General features: G+C 56.2%; 19 protein-coding genes and 2 pseudogenes. 15 read left to right on the plus strand and 6 right to left on the minus strand.

What is annotated here, in order from left to right; genetic code table 11:
- The first annotated feature begins 1,687 nt into the window (after nucleotides 1-1,687).
- Together ACP96_RS13455 and ACP96_RS13460 are read left to right on the plus strand one after the other, a co-directional pair.
- Nucleotides 1,688-1,873 carry a hypothetical protein gene (locus tag ACP96_RS13455; protein ID WP_050033682.1) on the plus strand — a complete coding sequence of 62 codons (186 nt, stop codon included), beginning with the start codon at nucleotides 1,688-1,690 and terminating at the stop codon, nucleotides 1,871-1,873.
- A gap of 54 nt (nucleotides 1,874-1,927) precedes the next feature.
- Nucleotides 1,928-2,452 (plus strand): annotated as a pseudogene (locus ACP96_RS13460) (cell division protein); the annotation flags it as partial.
- Between the two features lie 12 nt (nucleotides 2,453-2,464).
- Here the strand turns inward: ACP96_RS13460 and ACP96_RS13465 are convergent.
- The gene (locus tag ACP96_RS13465; protein ID WP_050033683.1) at nucleotides 2,465-3,265 is read right to left on the minus strand and encodes an SWIM zinc finger family protein; all 801 of its coding nucleotides are present in this window, start codon (nucleotides 3,263-3,265) and stop codon (nucleotides 2,465-2,467) included.
- 902 nt (nucleotides 3,266-4,167) lie between these two features.
- Between ACP96_RS13465 and ACP96_RS13470 the strand changes: the two genes are divergently transcribed.
- The 5 genes from ACP96_RS13470 to ACP96_RS17965 all read left to right on the plus strand — a co-directional run bounded on the left by ACP96_RS13470 (nucleotide 4,168) and on the right by ACP96_RS17965 (nucleotide 7,014).
- Nucleotides 4,168-4,509: a DUF7344 domain-containing protein gene (locus ACP96_RS13470; RefSeq protein ID WP_050033684.1), complete on the plus strand. Its 342-nt coding sequence runs from the start codon at nucleotides 4,168-4,170 to the stop codon at nucleotides 4,507-4,509.
- Nucleotides 4,509-5,195 carry a hypothetical protein gene (locus tag ACP96_RS19605; RefSeq protein ID WP_050033685.1) on the plus strand — a complete coding sequence of 229 codons (687 nt, stop codon included), beginning with the start codon at nucleotides 4,509-4,511 and terminating at the stop codon, nucleotides 5,193-5,195. Before ACP96_RS13470 ends, ACP96_RS19605 begins: the two co-directional genes overlap by 1 nt.
- Nucleotides 5,192-6,235, plus strand: a complete 1,044-nt coding sequence (locus ACP96_RS17960) for a restriction endonuclease (protein WP_082222550.1) — start codon at nucleotides 5,192-5,194, stop codon at nucleotides 6,233-6,235. The genes ACP96_RS19605 and ACP96_RS17960 overlap by 4 nt, the downstream gene beginning before the upstream one ends.
- A gap of 222 nt (nucleotides 6,236-6,457) precedes the next feature.
- Entirely contained in the window at nucleotides 6,458-6,760 is a 303-nt protein-coding gene (locus tag ACP96_RS13485; protein ID WP_050033697.1) for a type II toxin-antitoxin system HicB family antitoxin, read from the plus strand.
- 5 nt (nucleotides 6,761-6,765) lie between these two features.
- The gene (locus tag ACP96_RS17965; protein ID WP_082222551.1) at nucleotides 6,766-7,014 is read left to right on the plus strand and encodes a type II toxin-antitoxin system HicA family toxin; all 249 of its coding nucleotides are present in this window, start codon (nucleotides 6,766-6,768) and stop codon (nucleotides 7,012-7,014) included.
- Between the two features lie 353 nt (nucleotides 7,015-7,367).
- Here ACP96_RS17965 and ACP96_RS13490 read toward each other — a convergent pair whose 3' ends face one another.
- On the minus strand, nucleotides 7,368-7,760 hold the full coding sequence (locus tag ACP96_RS13490; protein ID WP_050033686.1) for a hypothetical protein: 393 nt from the start codon (nucleotides 7,758-7,760) through the stop codon (nucleotides 7,368-7,370).
- Nucleotides 7,757-8,605, minus strand: a complete 849-nt coding sequence (locus ACP96_RS13495) for a ParA family protein (RefSeq protein ID WP_050033687.1) — start codon at nucleotides 8,603-8,605, stop codon at nucleotides 7,757-7,759. Before ACP96_RS13495 ends, ACP96_RS13490 begins: the two co-directional genes overlap by 4 nt.
- Nucleotides 8,606-8,873: 268 nt before the next feature.
- Between ACP96_RS13495 and ACP96_RS18760 the strand changes: the two genes are divergently transcribed.
- The 5 genes from ACP96_RS18760 (at nucleotide 8,874) to ACP96_RS13515 (ending at nucleotide 12,709) form a co-directional block, all read left to right on the plus strand.
- The gene (locus tag ACP96_RS18760; protein WP_154020474.1) at nucleotides 8,874-9,908 is read left to right on the plus strand and encodes a hypothetical protein; all 1,035 of its coding nucleotides are present in this window, start codon (nucleotides 8,874-8,876) and stop codon (nucleotides 9,906-9,908) included.
- A 291-nt stretch (nucleotides 9,909-10,199) separates the two neighbouring features.
- Nucleotides 10,200-10,583, plus strand: coding sequence for a hypothetical protein (locus ACP96_RS18765; RefSeq protein WP_050033688.1), 384 nt, complete (start codon nucleotides 10,200-10,202; stop codon nucleotides 10,581-10,583).
- A 66-nt stretch (nucleotides 10,584-10,649) separates the two neighbouring features.
- Nucleotides 10,650-11,150 carry a homing endonuclease associated repeat-containing protein gene (locus tag ACP96_RS18770; protein WP_050033689.1) on the plus strand — a complete coding sequence of 167 codons (501 nt, stop codon included), beginning with the start codon at nucleotides 10,650-10,652 and terminating at the stop codon, nucleotides 11,148-11,150.
- A 310-nt stretch (nucleotides 11,151-11,460) separates the two neighbouring features.
- Nucleotides 11,461-12,318 (plus strand): ParA family protein, encoded by an 858-nt coding sequence (locus ACP96_RS13510; protein ID WP_050033690.1) that lies wholly within the window; start codon nucleotides 11,461-11,463, stop codon nucleotides 12,316-12,318.
- A 1-nt stretch (nucleotide 12,319) separates the two neighbouring features.
- Entirely contained in the window at nucleotides 12,320-12,709 is a 390-nt protein-coding gene (locus ACP96_RS13515) for a hypothetical protein (RefSeq protein WP_050033691.1), read from the plus strand.
- A 259-nt stretch (nucleotides 12,710-12,968) separates the two neighbouring features.
- On the opposite strand, the gene ACP96_RS13520 is transcribed toward ACP96_RS13515, so the two are convergent.
- Nucleotides 12,969-13,313, minus strand: coding sequence for a winged helix-turn-helix domain-containing protein (locus ACP96_RS13520; protein WP_050033692.1), 345 nt, complete (start codon nucleotides 13,311-13,313; stop codon nucleotides 12,969-12,971).
- A 108-nt stretch (nucleotides 13,314-13,421) separates the two neighbouring features.
- Between ACP96_RS13520 and ACP96_RS13525 the strand changes: the two genes are divergently transcribed.
- Nucleotides 13,422-13,724 carry a hypothetical protein gene (locus tag ACP96_RS13525; RefSeq protein ID WP_050033693.1) on the plus strand — a complete coding sequence of 101 codons (303 nt, stop codon included), beginning with the start codon at nucleotides 13,422-13,424 and terminating at the stop codon, nucleotides 13,722-13,724.
- Between the two features lie 64 nt (nucleotides 13,725-13,788).
- Here ACP96_RS13525 and ACP96_RS13530 read toward each other — a convergent pair whose 3' ends face one another.
- Together ACP96_RS13530 and ACP96_RS13535 are read right to left on the minus strand one after the other, a co-directional pair.
- A complete protein-coding gene (locus ACP96_RS13530; RefSeq protein WP_050033694.1) occupies nucleotides 13,789-14,031 on the minus strand; it encodes a hypothetical protein in 243 nt (80 codons plus the stop codon).
- 33 nt (nucleotides 14,032-14,064) lie between these two features.
- Nucleotides 14,065-14,886 (minus strand): recombinase family protein, encoded by an 822-nt coding sequence (locus ACP96_RS13535; protein ID WP_050033695.1) that lies wholly within the window; start codon nucleotides 14,884-14,886, stop codon nucleotides 14,065-14,067.
- Nucleotides 14,887-15,053: 167 nt separating this feature from the next.
- On the opposite strand from ACP96_RS13535, the gene ACP96_RS18775 reads away from it, so the two are divergent.
- Both ACP96_RS18775 and ACP96_RS18780 read left to right on the plus strand, forming a co-directional pair.
- Nucleotides 15,054-15,398, plus strand: a complete 345-nt coding sequence (locus tag ACP96_RS18775; RefSeq protein ID WP_154020475.1) for a DUF4238 domain-containing protein — start codon at nucleotides 15,054-15,056, stop codon at nucleotides 15,396-15,398.
- A 25-nt stretch (nucleotides 15,399-15,423) separates the two neighbouring features.
- A pseudogene (locus ACP96_RS18780) lies at nucleotides 15,424-15,597 on the plus strand (ISH3 family transposase); the annotation flags it as partial.

The following is a 15,597-nucleotide window of genomic DNA, read 5'->3' on the forward strand; positions in this document are numbered from 1 at the left end:
AGAGAGTGGACAACTAGCGATATTACAGCAATCTCATCGACATGGAAGCAGTCATATTACAGCAATCTCATCGACACAGAAGCAGTCATATTACAGCAATCTCATCGACATAGAAGCAGTCATATTACAGCAATCTCATCGACATGGAAGCAGTCACGTTTTCCAAACATAGCGGTTATACAACACCCATACAGCAATGATATTCCATGTAGGCTGCCATACTAGCCTGTTCCTATACACCACATTCTTGGGTAGCAATAGACTGCCATTTGAGTCCGCAACTAGGCATTCCCGATTACACAAACCACCTTACTCACTCTACTGACATCAAATATCACTCATGAGTACGGATCAGGAATCAATAAATAAGCAGACAGCGTCCTAATTAGGGTCAACTGATGTATAATATTAAATAAGCAGACGTGAGCCAGATATAGGGGATTGATTATAAGACAGGTGTGTCAGGCTCACTAGTGTGTCGGCGGTTTACAATTCTTGTGAATAAGCAGACGTAGAGGTGATCCAGCAGAGACGTTACATACAGATAAATAAGTAGACGTGGGCTAGATATGGGGGTTTGATTATAAGACAGATATATCATACACACTAGTATATCGGCGGTGTAGCTATTCGTGTGAATAAGCAGACGTAGCGGTGATTCAGCCGAGACGTTACATACGGATGAATAAGCAGACGGTAGTGGTTTTACGGGTGTTTTGAATAAAACATAGTTTCAGTAAATACACACACTCATATAACAGTACGTGGTGCTGATAGTGTTGTTTCTATGTAAAAAGAATATTCTAACTGATGAGTTTAAAAATAAGGGTACGTGAAGCGATTAGTGCCTACTTGATGTAACAGGGCCCTCTCCCATAATCCCAAAATATGGGTTCTAAGGGACTGAGAGAGTTTTATAGAGCCTCTAGTATATCTCTCAACCCCGCAATATGGGTTCCGCGAATTCACAGTGTTAGGGGCCTAAGGGGCAAACCGACCAGAAGGTCGACCGCGTAGCGATAGATCAGGACGGGGCCGAGGGGAGAGGGGAGAATTCCAAGATCGATGAGAGAGACAGGAAATCAATATCAGAAATCAGATACTGAATTCTGGACGAAGATGAGACAGTCTGAGACGGCACCCTCTGGGGTACGGGACAGAGGGTGGCCCACTCGGACAGAACGACACCGGATAGCGAGCGGAGACACCCCCCGGCTGGCACAGCCAGACAGAGACAGCGATCGACGTCGACCAGAAGCAACAGGCCACCCATTCAAACTCTCAGTGTGGGGACCGGCGTCGACGACCAGCCACGCGATGGGACAGACCGACGCGGCGTTCGACAGCAACGAGTGGTCAGCTACAGCAAGGGGCTTTCCCGGCGCGTGGGGGCAAGCGGGGTACCACTGGAGGTGGTGTGGAGAGACGATGATCGTCCCCCTAGGGTTGCCGTAGGCAGGGAACAATATGACTGAGCCGGGTAGAGCGCGTCGGTGGGAAGTAGCCGAGGCCGGCAGAACAGATGTGAGCATTCGTCTGAGGGGACGAATTAGCAGACCCCATCGATGAGATTGTAGACCACCACAACACCCCTAGAATACGAGCACATGAACTTCTCCTTCGCGAGGGGGCGAACAACGGTCACCAGCGGAGCAAGCCGGAGCAGATCAACATCAAGGTCAAGCGGATGCTTGTTGGGTTCGGCATCAACTCGGGTGACGAGTTCAGCGAGGAGGTCGAAGAGCACTTCGAGCAGATCGGAAACATGGCGCTCCCCGAAGGAACGACTGGCGTCGACTTGGTCACATCGCACTCGTACTTGGGCGGCAACGGCTGGTACTACGATCAGGAAGACCACCCCTACAATCAGTAAGCAAGCCGGACGGCCGACGAACCACGTCACACAACTTTATCTCTATCTGAAGCTGTAGAGATCATTAACACGCTCAAAGGAGGTGGGATCTCCTCGCTGGGCTATGCCGACATCGAGGTAGACGAACCAGAGTGGAAGGGACTGCTCTCTCGACTCCGTGGCGATACAGGAGACGGGATCGACAGTACAGAGGCGACCAACCGGATCACGAGTCTTGTCCGGAAGGCGACTCTTGGTCGGCTCACCTTACCCTGTGAGGTGAAGGGCACAGAGCGAGCGCTGCTTGTGGTTGCCGGCCCGCCAGAGTATCTCAACCGGAAGGGTATCGAGCACGGTCGCAAGTGGCTCGAAGAACAGACCGGCCCGATGGAGGTTCGAGGTGGTGACTATCCGCGGCGTGGAGAAGGGACGGTCGCAGCGCTCGTGCTGCTCGGCGGCGTGACGAACGTCCCACGAGTGAAAGAGCTCCAGCAGGTCGCAATCGAAGCGCAACAGAACCTCGGGGAGATCACTGACGAGAGTGAGGACCGTTTCTCGGAGTTGATGGATAGCGACGGGGAGTTGGAGTCACTGTTTTGAGATCGTGGTCGTCTATTGGTCATACCGATCTTCGAGGTTGTCGAGTGCTCGCCAGAACTGTCTATTGTTAATCTCTGACTCTGTTGCTGCCCGAGTTTCCAAGACGCCGGCATACGTCTCGAAGTCTTCAGGGGTCGGATCGGTCACCAACACACAGTCGATGTATCCATCGAGAGCTGTCTGGAGCGTCTGTGCGTAGTGATCGTAGGCCCCATCGATCCAAGTGAATTTCTCATCGACTTCTTCGAACAGTGCTCGATAGACGGTCGCAGCAGCGAGGTATCGATCGCGCTCACGGTACTGTTCGGCAATATCGAAGAATCGGGAGAAGTCGATCGCTTCGAATACAACCGGATCGGCGTGTTGCTCGAACAAGTGTCCAATCTCTTGACGATACTCTTCGACTGATTTGTGTTCGTCACCGAACTGCGTGAGAAACTGTTCTCGGACCGTGCTGTGAGTGGCAAGAATCTCGTGGACGAACGTACGCAACTCTTCGTCAGAGACGTCCCCAAGGACGGCTTCGATACGCTCGCTCTCATCTTTTGGCGGGTCGCCTGCGATAGCGAGGAGCACGGCGACGACGTGTTTACAGTCGCCATGGCTATCGTATGGACAGGAACACTGGGTCTCAAGACTTCGGCCACCGAATTTGATAGTCACGTCGTATGGGTTCGATCCACTGACGACTGCTGAAATGAGATCGTCGAACCGGTCAAGCTGCTGAATCCGTCCCTCCCTGCGATAGGTTTGCCCCCGATCAAACACGGGGTCGGTACATCGGTCTCGGATGGCTTCTGTATCGATGTTCATGCGGAACCCCTCCGAAATCACCCTACTGGGACCTCGGTACTCTTGTCACACTTGTGGCCGCCGCCTTTCAAAAGCGTCCCCCTCCAGGCCCTCACCAGTTACGGGCACGAACGAATACTTGAGTGAGGATATCGTGAAAGCATATTGGAGACTCCCCCACCACTTCCCGGTGTTTGACCACCGTTGGTGAGCCCGCCTGCTGGACTCGCTGTGGCATTTGGTAGGTGACTGAGTCCGATTCCACGTTTGGGCAGTCAACTGTTCCTCACAGCGCTGTCAGCGGCTCTGTAGTTGGGACCCTGTCAACATCACACCTCGACCATGTTGAATTTGAGTCGCTGAGTTTGTGAGTCACCTCGAGATTAAGGCCTGAATCACTTAGCTTACTCCGTCTATTGAGTGAACTGCCTCGGGGTCAAGCTCCGAGGCACTCGCCTTGTTTTCTCTGTAGATAGAGAAGAGTCGCCGCAGTGAGGATTATTTTTACCCACCGGTAGTGGGTGAGGCGTGATTTAAGAGGTGATTAAGGATACAAGCTAACATCAACCGTAGAGGCGTTCAAAAGACCAAATACGCGACTCTCAATTTGTGACACTCATATAAAAGTCACAATCGACTCTCTTCAACTCACGCACGATTCCTGACGGAACCCTCCGGCGTCCAAGCGCCGGAGGAGTCGTGCTGCCAGCCAATGACAGCAACCAACCCAAACAGGGTCAGGAGTGATAACTCTGGTTTCCAGAGTACCTCACTCGACATTGACCCACTTACACACCGTGTTGTACAGCCCAGTTCCACTAACTCGCCAAACCGTCACCAGCGATCTGCTGTTCGGACAATCATTGTGGGGGCGATCTGAGGTGACCGAACCCACCGACGCTCCGATCGCTTCTCCCATCCCGATGGATCCAGACAGTGCGTTCAACGCAATCGCGAATAGCCGGCGTCGCCGTGTCTTACTCTCACTCTCACAGTCGCGTGGAGAGATTTCCGCCGGTGATCTGGCCGTCGAAATCGCTGCCATCGAGAATGCGATCGACCCCAGTAAAATCGGGAGCAACGAACGCACCTCGGTCTACATCTCGCTGACTCAATCGCATCTCAAGACGCTCGATGAGTGCGGCGCAGTCGCGTTTGATGACCGATCGAAGTCCGTTGCTCCAACGGACGCGACCGAACCGCTTGCCGAACACATCCGTCGACTCCAGACTGCGTGTTACAAGCCGGACTCGGAGGCCGCCTAATGGCAGACTACCAGCGTGAACTGGAGACGCTCAGAGAGATCGACTCCAACTTCCACCGGCTGTTCGAAGCGGTCAACGATGGTGACGACGTCGTTTCGATGCCGGGTGGCGATCCACTCGCCACCCTGCGGCGGGCACGGGCACAGATCGACGCCGCACTGTACGCGTCTCACCGTGGTCGCGATGACGTCACGCTTGCTGACGACGGTGCCTGCCTGCTTCAGTGGAGCCCACCGAGTGCGCCACCGCGTCGCCTCCGCTTCGAACCCGACAGCACAGGCGAGTCCTGGACACGCCGTGAACTCGAGTGGACTGGCGCGGAGTGGCGCTCCTGTGGTAGCGACCGTGTCGAGGACGTCGCGATCCGTGCGCCAGCAGCCGCCCGGTACCCTGATCCCGTCGACCCGCCACCGCTTGAAACGATGGTTGAGTGGATCCGTGACAGCTGGGCGCGTCCAGACCCACCTGCGCTCGTGTTCGCGAAGACGGCTACAACCGAACAGGGTGTGGTCGTCTCTGTCGACGGCGAGCTCCGCTACCGCGAGCGCGATAGCCCACAGTGGTATCCTGCGACGACAGACGAGTTCTTCCACCACCTTCGCACTCACGGACAGCCAACGCTCCTCCCGCTCTCAGAAACTGCGCTGACTCGCCAGCACTTCACCCATAGTCCACTCTCTCAATGACGGACGAACCACTCTCGCTTCCGCCGGGATTCGATCGTGGACTCACCCAGCTTATCGACGCGATCGAGACGCTCCGGGACGCTCTCTCAGAAGAGGAGACACTTACGACCGTCCAAGCTGTCACCACACGGCGACGGTTGTTCCTCGCGCTCTATCCGCTCAAGACGATTCGCCGACAGCTTGCGGATGCCAAGGATACTCCGTCCCAAGCCGATCATGAGGTGGTGACGTGGGACGACCCTGCTCAGGCACTGTATCACATCCAACTACATCTCGATCGGCTGCTTGAGGATCTCTCCATCCAGGGGTACGACCACTCCTCACAAGAGTATTCGATCGAGCAATCACTCGAAACGATTCGAGACCACATCGTCATTCTTCAGGACGCACTTTCTGAGGGGTCGACGGACAACTCCACGCTGCCTGAACAACTCTCTAGTCACCGATCTGTCTATGCAGACGTGGCTGGGCGTGGGATTGGCGATGGGCGATGGCTTGAGTATCAACTGCATCGCGCCTTGAAGCGGTGGGGGTATCAAGCAGAGACGCGCCAGCACCTATTCGGTCTCGAGGTCGACATCGTCGCCAAGCGGAAGCCAAAACAACAGCAGCCGACTGATTGGATCGTTGCGCAGTGTAAAGACTGGACAAGCGACACGATCACGCCATCGACGATCTTCCGGCTGTGTACAATCGCGTTTGCCTGCCGGGCAATGCCAGTCCTCTGTCATACAACCGAGCTCACACCGAAGGCTGAAGAACTTGCCCGTCAGTTCGAAGTTCGAATCCTCGATCTGCGGGATCTTGAACGAGGTGCGCTTCCTGCACCTCAAGTGTACAAGCCGTCGGCTGAACTCAACGAGTGGCCTCCACAGTACAACGTTCGTGACTATCGGGGCACTCTCCCCGTGATGTTCTACGGAGAGCCTGGCAAGCGGTTCAGCTACGTTCCCGGCTTCACTCCTGTGGGGATGGACTACGACTACGAACCGATTGATACCGATCGAGACGACGATATACATCCCGCAGCCGGGCACTAAATAGTTAGTTCATGGGTTTTCGGTTCATCGTCAACTACCCGATTTGGAGGGCCTGTCGAATATGGAAATCTTTCTCTTTGAGAGTGTCCACCTCAAGAGCTTTTTTAAGATGGAATTAGCAACTACAGGGTACGCACGTGTCTCGGTTGTTGAGTAGACTCTGGACGGTATGTTCGATTAGCGGCCGAATGCTTATGACGCCACTCAGGTAACATGGTGATAATGAGCACCGAAACAAGTACGAACGACGACGTCCGGAGTGGGCGAACGATCACGCTCACTCAGGCGGACGATGGCTGGTGGGTCGCCCGTGACGAGGCGACCGCTGTCGCAAGCCAGGGTGAGACGCGGCAGGATGCCCTCGACAATCTTGATGAGGCAGTCGCACTTCACAAGGGGGAAACCGGTGACTCGATCGACAATTGGGAGGAGGAAAAAGAAGTGCTTGACGAACTCGGTATCGATCCTGATGAAGTACAGCAGGCCCGCGACGAGCACGATGGCCTCCCCGACTTCATGCAGTAAGTCGGATGGGAGCGCCTGATTTTTCTGGACGCGATGTCGTCAAAGCACTTTCGAAAAATCGGTTTGTCATCGTTGATCGGGCCGGCAGCCACGTCAAGCTTCGATACGAGCACCCGACAAACGACGACGATGTCCGTGTCGTCTCCGTCCCGCAACACGATCGGATCCGAACTGGAACACTACGTAACATCGCAGACCAGTCCGGAGCGGAAGACTTCGAGAAGTGGTGTCAGTGGATCGACCGGCAGTGCTGATAGGTTATTCAATTCATAATTACCACTAGCTCGGATATCGTTGTGTGGGTCCACCGTTCAGGATAGTCGTTCTAATCCCGAATCCTGAACATAGATACAGCGGAAACACGGTGTCCGGCGCTCTCACACCCGCGAGGAGCCCGATCCTCTTGCCTCGAAGAGGGGGTGAAGCCAGTGAAAAGACACTTCGATAGTGGAGTGTTTACGGGAGACACCCCATTTCGTCTGTTCATAAATCACATCTCGCGATAGAAACTACGCGACCTACTCGCTCACGTTCTCCAAAATTGTAGAACGGCTAAGCGTTTATTTACATAAACGTATCCGTATTCGTATACGGATACGTACACAACTTAGAACTGCTCGCTCGCGTGTCTGGCGGAGGCGTCCCGGGCCGTGTCGAGGACTTCCGGCGCAGCCTTCTGAAGACCGAGACGGACGGCTAGCCGTAGCATCTCGCTCCTGTCAGTCCCGTCAGCATCGGCTTCACGCCCAAGTTCTTCGCGGAGAGCCTCTCCAACGTCGTCGAGGCCACCTGTCTCCTCTAGCCCCCGCACGAGCGCCGTAAGGCGCTCATCCCGAACCGAGAGTGTCTTCGAGACCTCGCCCGCCTCGACCTCGGCGAGCAGCGCAACCATCGCGTCCTCCAGGTTGGTGGTCTCCTCACCTGGCGTGGAATACTCAGCACGTGTCCCGAGTTCCGTGTCCTCTCGCAACTGCTCTAGTTCCTCGTCGTCGTCCGTCATCGGGCACCCCCCAGCCGTTCCACGAGAGCCTCCGCATCGGTCTCATATGCTTCGATGGCTCGCTGGGCTGTCTTCGACGGACGCTCCAGCGCGAAGAGCGTTCCGCCGTTCATCTGTGCGTTCTGTACGTCTTGGGAGCTGGGGATCTGCGCAGGAGCGAGTGCCTCCGGGTACTCGTCCTCGAACTCTTCGAGGTACGCCTTCCCCGCCTTGGTGCGCTCATCAACTTCGTTCAGCAGCACCATCACGAGCTCGATGTTGACGTCTTGCTCCTCCCGGATCGTCTTCAAGTCCCGCCGCAACTGCGCGGCCTGTCCGGCCTCGAACGGCCCGGGGCGGACGGGTGCGACGACGTGCTTCGCCGCCCAGAGGCCGTTGTACGCGATGTTCGACGTCGAACCGGGCAGGTCTACGAGGATGACGTCGTAGTCATCTTCCACGTAGCCGGTGAGGAACTCGTCGAGGCGACTGTATCGCTCCGCGGCCTCGTCGATATTCCCGAGCGTTGCGTCGAGGCCGTCTAGGCTCTCGTGCGCCGGGATGAGGTCGGGTCCTTCGCCGGTCGGGACGATGAGGTCCTCGACGGCCGTAGGGAGCTTCTCGGAGATTGTCTCCCACTGGTCCTGAAATACCGTGGTGATGTTCGGCCAGCGGTCGTCATCGGCTTGGATGTCGCCCCAGAGACCGAAGTGTTTGGCGAGGTCGCCCTGCTTCCCGGCGAGATCGAGGAGCAGGACATCGTATCCGTGTCGGTCGAGAGCGACGCCGAGATGCGCCGTCGCTGTGGTCTTCCCGACGCCGCCTTTGTCGAGGAAAGTAGCCGCTCTGAGTGCTGAATCAGGCATATACGCTTACGTATGCGTATACGGATACGTAAAAGTATGTCAGACACAACATCGGCAACCGGTATCTCCCCTCGCATTATTCTTTTAAGTAAGACTGGCTACAATACATGGAAATGAAGGGAGGAACGCCACGGCGTTCCGATTGTTCTCCTGCGCACAACCGCTTCGAGCGCGTCGTCTGTCGTTCAACTGTAGACAGGGCCTTTCGAGCCACTCGTATAGCGGTTGTCGCTCCCTTCACCTGAAAACAAGATGAGGAGTATCTACTATGTCAAATGAGAACGACCAAGGACGGCAAAAAGACGGTCCCAAACCGATTCCTGAAGAGGTACAGCAAATCACAACTGAAGAGATTGTGGAGGGCGATTATGAGGTTCTCTCCCGCCCAGAAGACGATTCTGACGGTCCTCCCGATCGAGGAGGTGGTCCACCGGTGAGACCTCCATTTAGTGGGACGCATCTTGATAACAGTGTTGAGAGTTCATCTGAGGGCCGAGATAGAACGGAGGAAGGCTACTCATTTACTGCTGGATATGACAGCTCGATGGCGACACGTATCGGTGATGAGACAGCAGATGACAGTGAAGCGGCCCGACTAAGAAAACTACACGAAGGGCGGCATCGATCTGACGGAGAGCACAGTATTCGTGAAAGTCAGCGCGATAAGAAACGCATCCCCCAAGCAATCTGTTCGGGGCTACCACTGGCATCACATGAAAAAGATATGGTGGTGAGCACCGTTCAGGAACTTGATTTCAGACGATTTGGCCAACACAAGAATATCGCCAAAGTCACTCTGGGTGTAGTTGTGGTGCTTGTTGATGAACGGGTGCGAGAACCAGAGAGTATGGACGAGGTAGTCTCTCGGTCAGATTCCTTCAAATCGCTCCGCGAATCTCACGAGGTGTCGATGAGCGATCTCAGTACAATAAAATCAAACGTCCGTAAGGCGATCGATGATGGGGACGCGTACATTCGATATGATGATGAGCCTCTAAACCGCGACCCCGCTCTTCCTGCGCCTACGTCTGTGGGTGAACGCCCAGATGAATTCTGGGAAGACAAATCTGCGGAATACTGGACTGGGTTAGCAAAAACCTGGGATGAGGTTCCCTCTGAGGTGAAAGAGATTCCACAAAAATATCGAGACCGTGTAGAGCAACTTCGCAACTGGTCTCCTTGGGAAAATGACGACGAAGAAGAGTTGCCCGGCAACGCCACTACAGACTCAACTACGTCCAAAGTCGATCTTGAGGAGGTTGAGAAAATAATAGATGAAGAAGTTACCGAGAAGCACGAATAACTGAAGAACTCCTATGGTTTTTACTACATTCACACCTCTAGTAGCAGCGCTGATCGCCTTCTGTGGATTATCTATCTTCTTGTTGCTGGCCTTTACCGTAGCCTACGCCAAGCGCGATGTACATATTGAGGTGACACTCTTCAAATTTCATTGACACTCTTCGATCTACACGGTCGATTTTTCTAGGTATGTGGCTGTTTTGAGTATCGAAACAAGGTATATACGCTAACGTATGCGAAAACGTATACGCAATCGTATATGCCTTTTTTGGCTCTATGAGATGAAAGCCTGATGTTTAGTGATGCGTACGACCACCTGCCAGACCCGCTCGAAGCCGAAGCCCGAGAGCGACAGCAGACCTTCGGCGCGTTCGCCGACGAGCACGAAGCGCCAGCTGCGTCCGACCCGGACAGCGCGTGGGCTCGGGCTCGGCTGCTCCTCGGGCACGGTGCCGCAAAAGCGTCCGACCAAGTGGACTACCCACCGTCGCGGCGAACCGTCGGAACGCTCGCCGTCGCGCTCGCCGCGTGGGCTGTCTTCGCCGGCGTCGTGTGGGGTTCGACCGGCGCGTTCTACATCGATCCCGTAGCGGGAGACGTACACGCCACACCAGAGGCGGCGATCGGCATCGTTCTCGCCCTGGTCTTGATCGTGCGTGACGTACCACAGCTTTAGACGACGTGCTTGCCCCCCACCCGTCCGAGAACTTAACACGCTACTGGAGAACAACAGCATTGACAAATGACCAGAGGAGAGCAGCACAGCGACGAGGAACTCATAGAAGATATAAAAAGAATCAGCGACCTCACGGGTAGAACGCCCCCAACGAAGACGAAATACACAGAGTACGGAAACTACTCTCCGAGAACTGTACAACTCCGGTTCGGGAGCTGGAACGAGGCCGTGATGGAAGCAGGATTCGAGCCGCGTTCTCCGGTAAAAAACAGCCGCGAACGCCCCTCAACTTGTCCTCTCTGCGAAAGCGTGGACACAGGTCTCGACTTTCACCACTGGAGGTATGGAGAAAACGAGACGGGATGCTACCTGTGTCGGGAGTGCCACGACACCGTACACAAGGGAGATGGAGAGGCGAAGCAGCCGGGCTGGCTACCAGCAGCAATTGAGAACCTTGTCGATAAACACCTACAAGAAGGGGGTCAGAGGGATGTTGAGGTGATCGTTGAGATGTACAACCTACCTGATGTGGACGACCTTGTCCGGCGCGAGCTCGAATCGGTCTGACCCCGGCACGTGGGTGGTTAAGTTAAAATCTCAACCATCAAGGAATATGGTCGAATTGACCATACTCCAGTTCGTCGCAGCGTACATTGAAAGCATCATCCTCGGCGTTATTCTGGGGGCGTTGGTGATCGGTTACAGAATCTTCACGAGTAGATAGCCGAGTCGCCAATTCGCTCCTCCACGTTCATTCCCGGAGCTTACGCGCTCGCGTGTACGCCAGCCCCCCATCCCCTCCCCCCGCGGAGAGAGGCAACTGTCTGACGTAGCTTTACCTACAGAGATGTCTATAGGAGATGCTATAGGAAATTCTATGACTGACACGATACGCCTCGCTGCGTTCATCGACAAAGGCGGGACCGGGAAGACGACCGCGACAGCACACCTCGGCGTCGCGCTCGCCAGGGAGGGCTTCGACGTCCTCCTCATCGACCTCGCGGGGAAGCAGGGTGACCTCGCGAAAACGTTCGGCGTCTGGGGAGAGTACCGAGAGTTGATCGACGCCGGCGACGCGTGGCCGAACGTGACGACGGTGTTCCAAGACGAGTGGGCGGCGATCGCCGAGAAGCTCGGTGAGGCGGCCGTCGACGATCTCGTCGTTGAGACAGGCGAGGGAGTCGACCTTATCCCCGCACACCCAGGGTTAGACAGCCTCGACGCTGACCTCGGCAACATCGATGACGCCGCCGATCGGTACTCGCGATTGGAGACCTTCCTCGACGAGTACATCGACCCCCGCGGCTACGACGCTGTCCTGCTCGACCTCCCGGGGCTCACGAACAACGTGAGCTACTCCGGGCTGTGGGCGGCGAAACATGTCCTCGCGCCAGTTGAAATGGGGCCGTTCGAGGCGGAGCAAGCGGACCAACTCCGCGAGGATCTCACGCAGATGGTCGAAGCATTCGACGTCGAGGTAGAGCTCTCGATGGTGCTCCCGAACAAGGTCGATACACGAACGAAGCTCGCTGAAGAGTACCTAGAGGCGTTCCGCGCGGAATACCCCGAAGCGATCGCACCGGAGTACATCCCGTACTCGCAGGATATTCGGAACGCGGTTGAGGGCGGGCAGACCGCGTTCGCGCTTGAGGAGCCGTCGGCGACAGCTGAAGACGCGCGTGAGGCGTTCGAGGCGGATGCGCGCGCCCTTGCCGACCGGCTGGGGGGTGCGTAGCATGGCCGACGACGAGCTCGAAGAACTTCGTGAACAAACCGATCACGGGAGCCGTCTCGACACCGCCAGCGACGAGACGAACCGCACCGAGTTCCGAGAAAGCATCGCTGAACACCTGAGCGAGATCGACGCCGGCGAGCGGCAAAAAACCCTCTCTGCGTGGGACGGGCCGCTGGCGGCGTTCGTCGCCGCTCTCGAAGAGGACCAACACGCTGACCGCCGCGAGGCGATAGCTGACGCGCTCGGAGAAGAGCTGGGCGTGGACGTCAACGACCCGAAGAAGAGCGAACTCCTCGCGCTCACGCTGCGCGTCGGTTTCCAAGAGGTTGCGGGCGAGGACTTGGAGCCCCTCAGGGAGGCTCTTCGCGAGGACGCAGCGAAAGGGCTCTGACGCTCTAGACTTGTATAGAGGATATCCTATAGGGAATCCTTTAGAATAACATATAGAGAATCCTGTAGGAAAGACGAACAGCCCTCGTGGGGCGCTATATCTCAGACGGCAATCCCAGCGATAGCCGGCGTCCCTGCTGTCGTCTGGCGATTTATCCCCCGAAAAGTCAGATGGTAGTACAGTTTATTTGAGTGTTGACACTATACCCGTCGCTATGAAGAGAAGCTGGTTGCGGGGTCAAAAGGAACCGAGTCGGTGATTACAGCTCGACGTCGTCGTCGATCTCGTAGAGCCGGTGGAGCGTGAGCCCCTGGAGCTTGTAGAGCATCTCCCCCAGCTCGTCGTCCTCGTTCAGGGTGTAGAAGCTGCTGGCCCCGCGGTCAACCTCTTCAACGATCCCCAATTCGGTGAGCTGTTCGAGCTGCTCGTACACCGTGCTTCGCGACGTGTCGCTGAGGCGCGCGATGTCGCTGACGTTGAGTTCTCGGCTCTTGTTGGTGACGAAGGCTTCGATGATGCGTGCGCGTTCCTGCGATTTGAACAGGGTCGGCAGCGATCCCCTCCCGGCTAGGTCATGGTCGAGTCGCGTCGTCGCGGATGACATATCCTACTGTATCCCATCTGTGGGTATAAATCTGTGGAATAGGTTGAACACTACTGTCACAATAACCGACAGTTTTTAGTGCGAAGGCCTATAAGTACATACTATAGAATGAGCGAGCAGGATATCAAGAACCGAATTGTCGAGACTCTTCTCAACGACCGAGTGACCGGCTCTAACAAGGTATCTATCGATACCCTTCTCAACTACGCGGTGCGGGATAGTGAGCAGGGACAGGCCCGCCGACTGTTAAAAGACGAGATGTTACCGAAATCAGAGGGGTCCATCCAGCAGGTGGGTGGCGGGGCTCGGGAGAACGTCCAACTGGCCGACATCGAGGAGGCTACCCGATACGTCTACAGGAACGGCGGAGACGTACCGTGGAAGTTGAAGCAGAAATACATCGAAGACTGACGGGCCGAGGGGTGGGGTATCGTCGCCAGATCATGCCTCCAAATCGGATGAAGAGGGGGGTTTGTTAGCGTTCGTCGACGCCGGCCGCCTCCTCTAATCTCTCGACGCGTTCACGCAGCTTTTCGAGGTCGGGATCCTCGGCTCGGGCGTCTTCCAGGGGGCGGACGTCGGTGAGTGCTTCGTCGACGCGCTCGTCCTCGGCCTCGCCGCCAAGGTAGAAGCCGCGCCGATCTTGGTGGAGGCTCGTCCCCGTCGGGAGATCGGTGAGAATCTTGAGTTTCCGAATGGCTGTTCTACGCGCACGCACGATTCGGATCGGAGCCGAAGGGGGAGGTGGGGGTTAGCGGTCGTCGACGTTGGTAGCATCCTCCAGCCGCTCCACTCGCTCTTGCAACGCTTCGAGGTCGGGGGCCTCGGTCCGTGCGTCCTCCAGCGGTCGGACGTCGCCGAGTGCCTCGTTGACGCGTTCGTCGTCCGCCTCGCCACCGAGGTAGAGGTCGCGCCGGTCTTGGTGAAGGCTCCGGAGCGTCGACTCAGCGAGACCGGTGTCGTTGGCGACCTTCGCGAAGGCTTCCCCGCGGTCCACACGGGCGACGGCCTCGCGGACGTGTAGGAACTCGGCGGGATCAACGCGCAGGTAGCCGTCCTCGACGACGAACCCTGCCGGCGGCCTCCCCGTCCACTTTCCGGCGGACTGTGCGGCACGGACGCCCGATCGGATTCGCTGGAGCTTTTGCTGGTGTTCTATCTGTGCGAGGTCTCCCATCAGCCGGGCGACCATGCTGTATATCGTTTGCTGGAGATCGCCGTCGTCGACGTGAATCTTCAAGCCGACGTCGAGGGCCTCGACGCCGGTGTCGTGCTCCAAGCAGTGTTGAATGAATTCGTGAATCTCAGTCGGTCCGAGGCGAGAGAGTCGGCTGATCTCGTGAACGACGACGAGGTCGAACCGCTCGGTTTCGACGTCGTCGAGGAGCTGGTTATAGACCTCGCGGGTGTCGGTGTCGGCGGCGCCCGAGACGACCTCGGGGTACTCCTCGACGTCTTCCACACCGAGACGCTCCAGGTGTTCGCGCGCCTCGTCGAGCTGTCGAGACACGTCCTGGTCCGACGTCGAGACTCGGGCGTAGATCGCCGCGGTCGTGGGTCCGTTCTCGCTCATGTTTTCGAGGACACGCCACTAATTTAAACAAGTGGGGGTTTCTACGGTTCCACGAATACCACTACCTTCTCGACACATTTAGAGATTATCTGTCCTGTACTGTAAAAAATGAACCAAAGTTGAGCGCACACAAAATTCATTCAGAATGATTCCGTAGTACTGTGGTAGTGAACGAGCATTACGTCCCTCAGTCGTATTTACGGCAGTTTGCCCCTGAGAATGCGAATCTCATTTCGCGCTACTCGTTGACCGATATGCACGGTGGAGGAGACTACTATGCAAGCGGCCGCTATCCGATTAGTAGATCGGCTTCCGAAGAAGGGTTCGCAGGCGGATATTTTGAACAGGACGAGATAACAGATGCAGAGGGTTCTATTCTCACTGTATTCCGGAAGTTGAAGAAAGAAGAGGAGCTTACCGGCGATGAATACGGGAATCTCTCGTGGTATATCGGCCTCCAGTTTGAGCGTACCCCGAAACAACAGATGTTCAGTCGATCACATCGGGTTTGAGTGAAAGTGTCTGCTTGGGAAGGGTGTGGAAGCTACCGAAGCAGACAGCGAGATAGAAGAAGAGCACCTCCTTAATTTTGTCGTCAACAGCCTCAACGAAGAGCTTGCGATAGATCTCGACGAGAACGTCAAGGTCACGACAGAGACGTTGTACGAGGTCCTCGCCGGCGCCAGCGCCGGCGGGGGGGGGAAGGGAGGA

Source organism: Halorubrum halophilum (assembly GCF_000739595.1).
Classification (GTDB): Archaea; Halobacteriota; Halobacteria; order Halobacteriales; family Haloferacaceae; genus Halorubrum; species Halorubrum halophilum.

Excerpts from the sequence above, each read along its gene's own strand:
- ACP96_RS13455 (WP_050033682.1), top strand. The coding sequence starts at position 1,688 with ATGCTTGTTGGGTTCGGCATCAACTCGGGTGACGAGTTCAGCGAGGAG.
- ACP96_RS13465 (WP_050033683.1), bottom strand. The coding sequence starts at position 3,265 with ATGAACATCGATACAGAAGCCATCCGAGACCGATGTACCGACCCCGTG.
- ACP96_RS13470 (WP_050033684.1), top strand. The coding sequence starts at position 4,168 with ATGGATCCAGACAGTGCGTTCAACGCAATCGCGAATAGCCGGCGTCGC.
- ACP96_RS19605 (WP_050033685.1), top strand. The coding sequence starts at position 4,509 with ATGGCAGACTACCAGCGTGAACTGGAGACGCTCAGAGAGATCGACTCC.
- ACP96_RS17960 (WP_082222550.1), top strand. The coding sequence starts at position 5,192 with ATGACGGACGAACCACTCTCGCTTCCGCCGGGATTCGATCGTGGACTC.
- ACP96_RS13485 (WP_050033697.1), top strand. The coding sequence starts at position 6,458 with ATGAGCACCGAAACAAGTACGAACGACGACGTCCGGAGTGGGCGAACG.
- ACP96_RS17965 (WP_082222551.1), top strand. The coding sequence starts at position 6,766 with ATGGGAGCGCCTGATTTTTCTGGACGCGATGTCGTCAAAGCACTTTCG.
- ACP96_RS13490 (WP_050033686.1), bottom strand. The coding sequence starts at position 7,760 with ATGACGGACGACGACGAGGAACTAGAGCAGTTGCGAGAGGACACGGAA.
- ACP96_RS13495 (WP_050033687.1), bottom strand. The coding sequence starts at position 8,605 with ATGCCTGATTCAGCACTCAGAGCGGCTACTTTCCTCGACAAAGGCGGC.
- ACP96_RS18760 (WP_154020474.1), top strand. The coding sequence starts at position 8,874 with ATGTCAAATGAGAACGACCAAGGACGGCAAAAAGACGGTCCCAAACCG.
- ACP96_RS18765 (WP_050033688.1), top strand. The coding sequence starts at position 10,200 with ATGTTTAGTGATGCGTACGACCACCTGCCAGACCCGCTCGAAGCCGAA.
- ACP96_RS18770 (WP_050033689.1), top strand. The coding sequence starts at position 10,650 with ATGACCAGAGGAGAGCAGCACAGCGACGAGGAACTCATAGAAGATATA.
- ACP96_RS13510 (WP_050033690.1), top strand. The coding sequence starts at position 11,461 with ATGACTGACACGATACGCCTCGCTGCGTTCATCGACAAAGGCGGGACC.
- ACP96_RS13515 (WP_050033691.1), top strand. The coding sequence starts at position 12,320 with ATGGCCGACGACGAGCTCGAAGAACTTCGTGAACAAACCGATCACGGG.
- ACP96_RS13520 (WP_050033692.1), bottom strand. The coding sequence starts at position 13,313 with ATGTCATCCGCGACGACGCGACTCGACCATGACCTAGCCGGGAGGGGA.
- ACP96_RS13525 (WP_050033693.1), top strand. The coding sequence starts at position 13,422 with ATGAGCGAGCAGGATATCAAGAACCGAATTGTCGAGACTCTTCTCAAC.
- ACP96_RS13535 (WP_050033695.1), bottom strand. The coding sequence starts at position 14,886 with ATGAGCGAGAACGGACCCACGACCGCGGCGATCTACGCCCGAGTCTCG.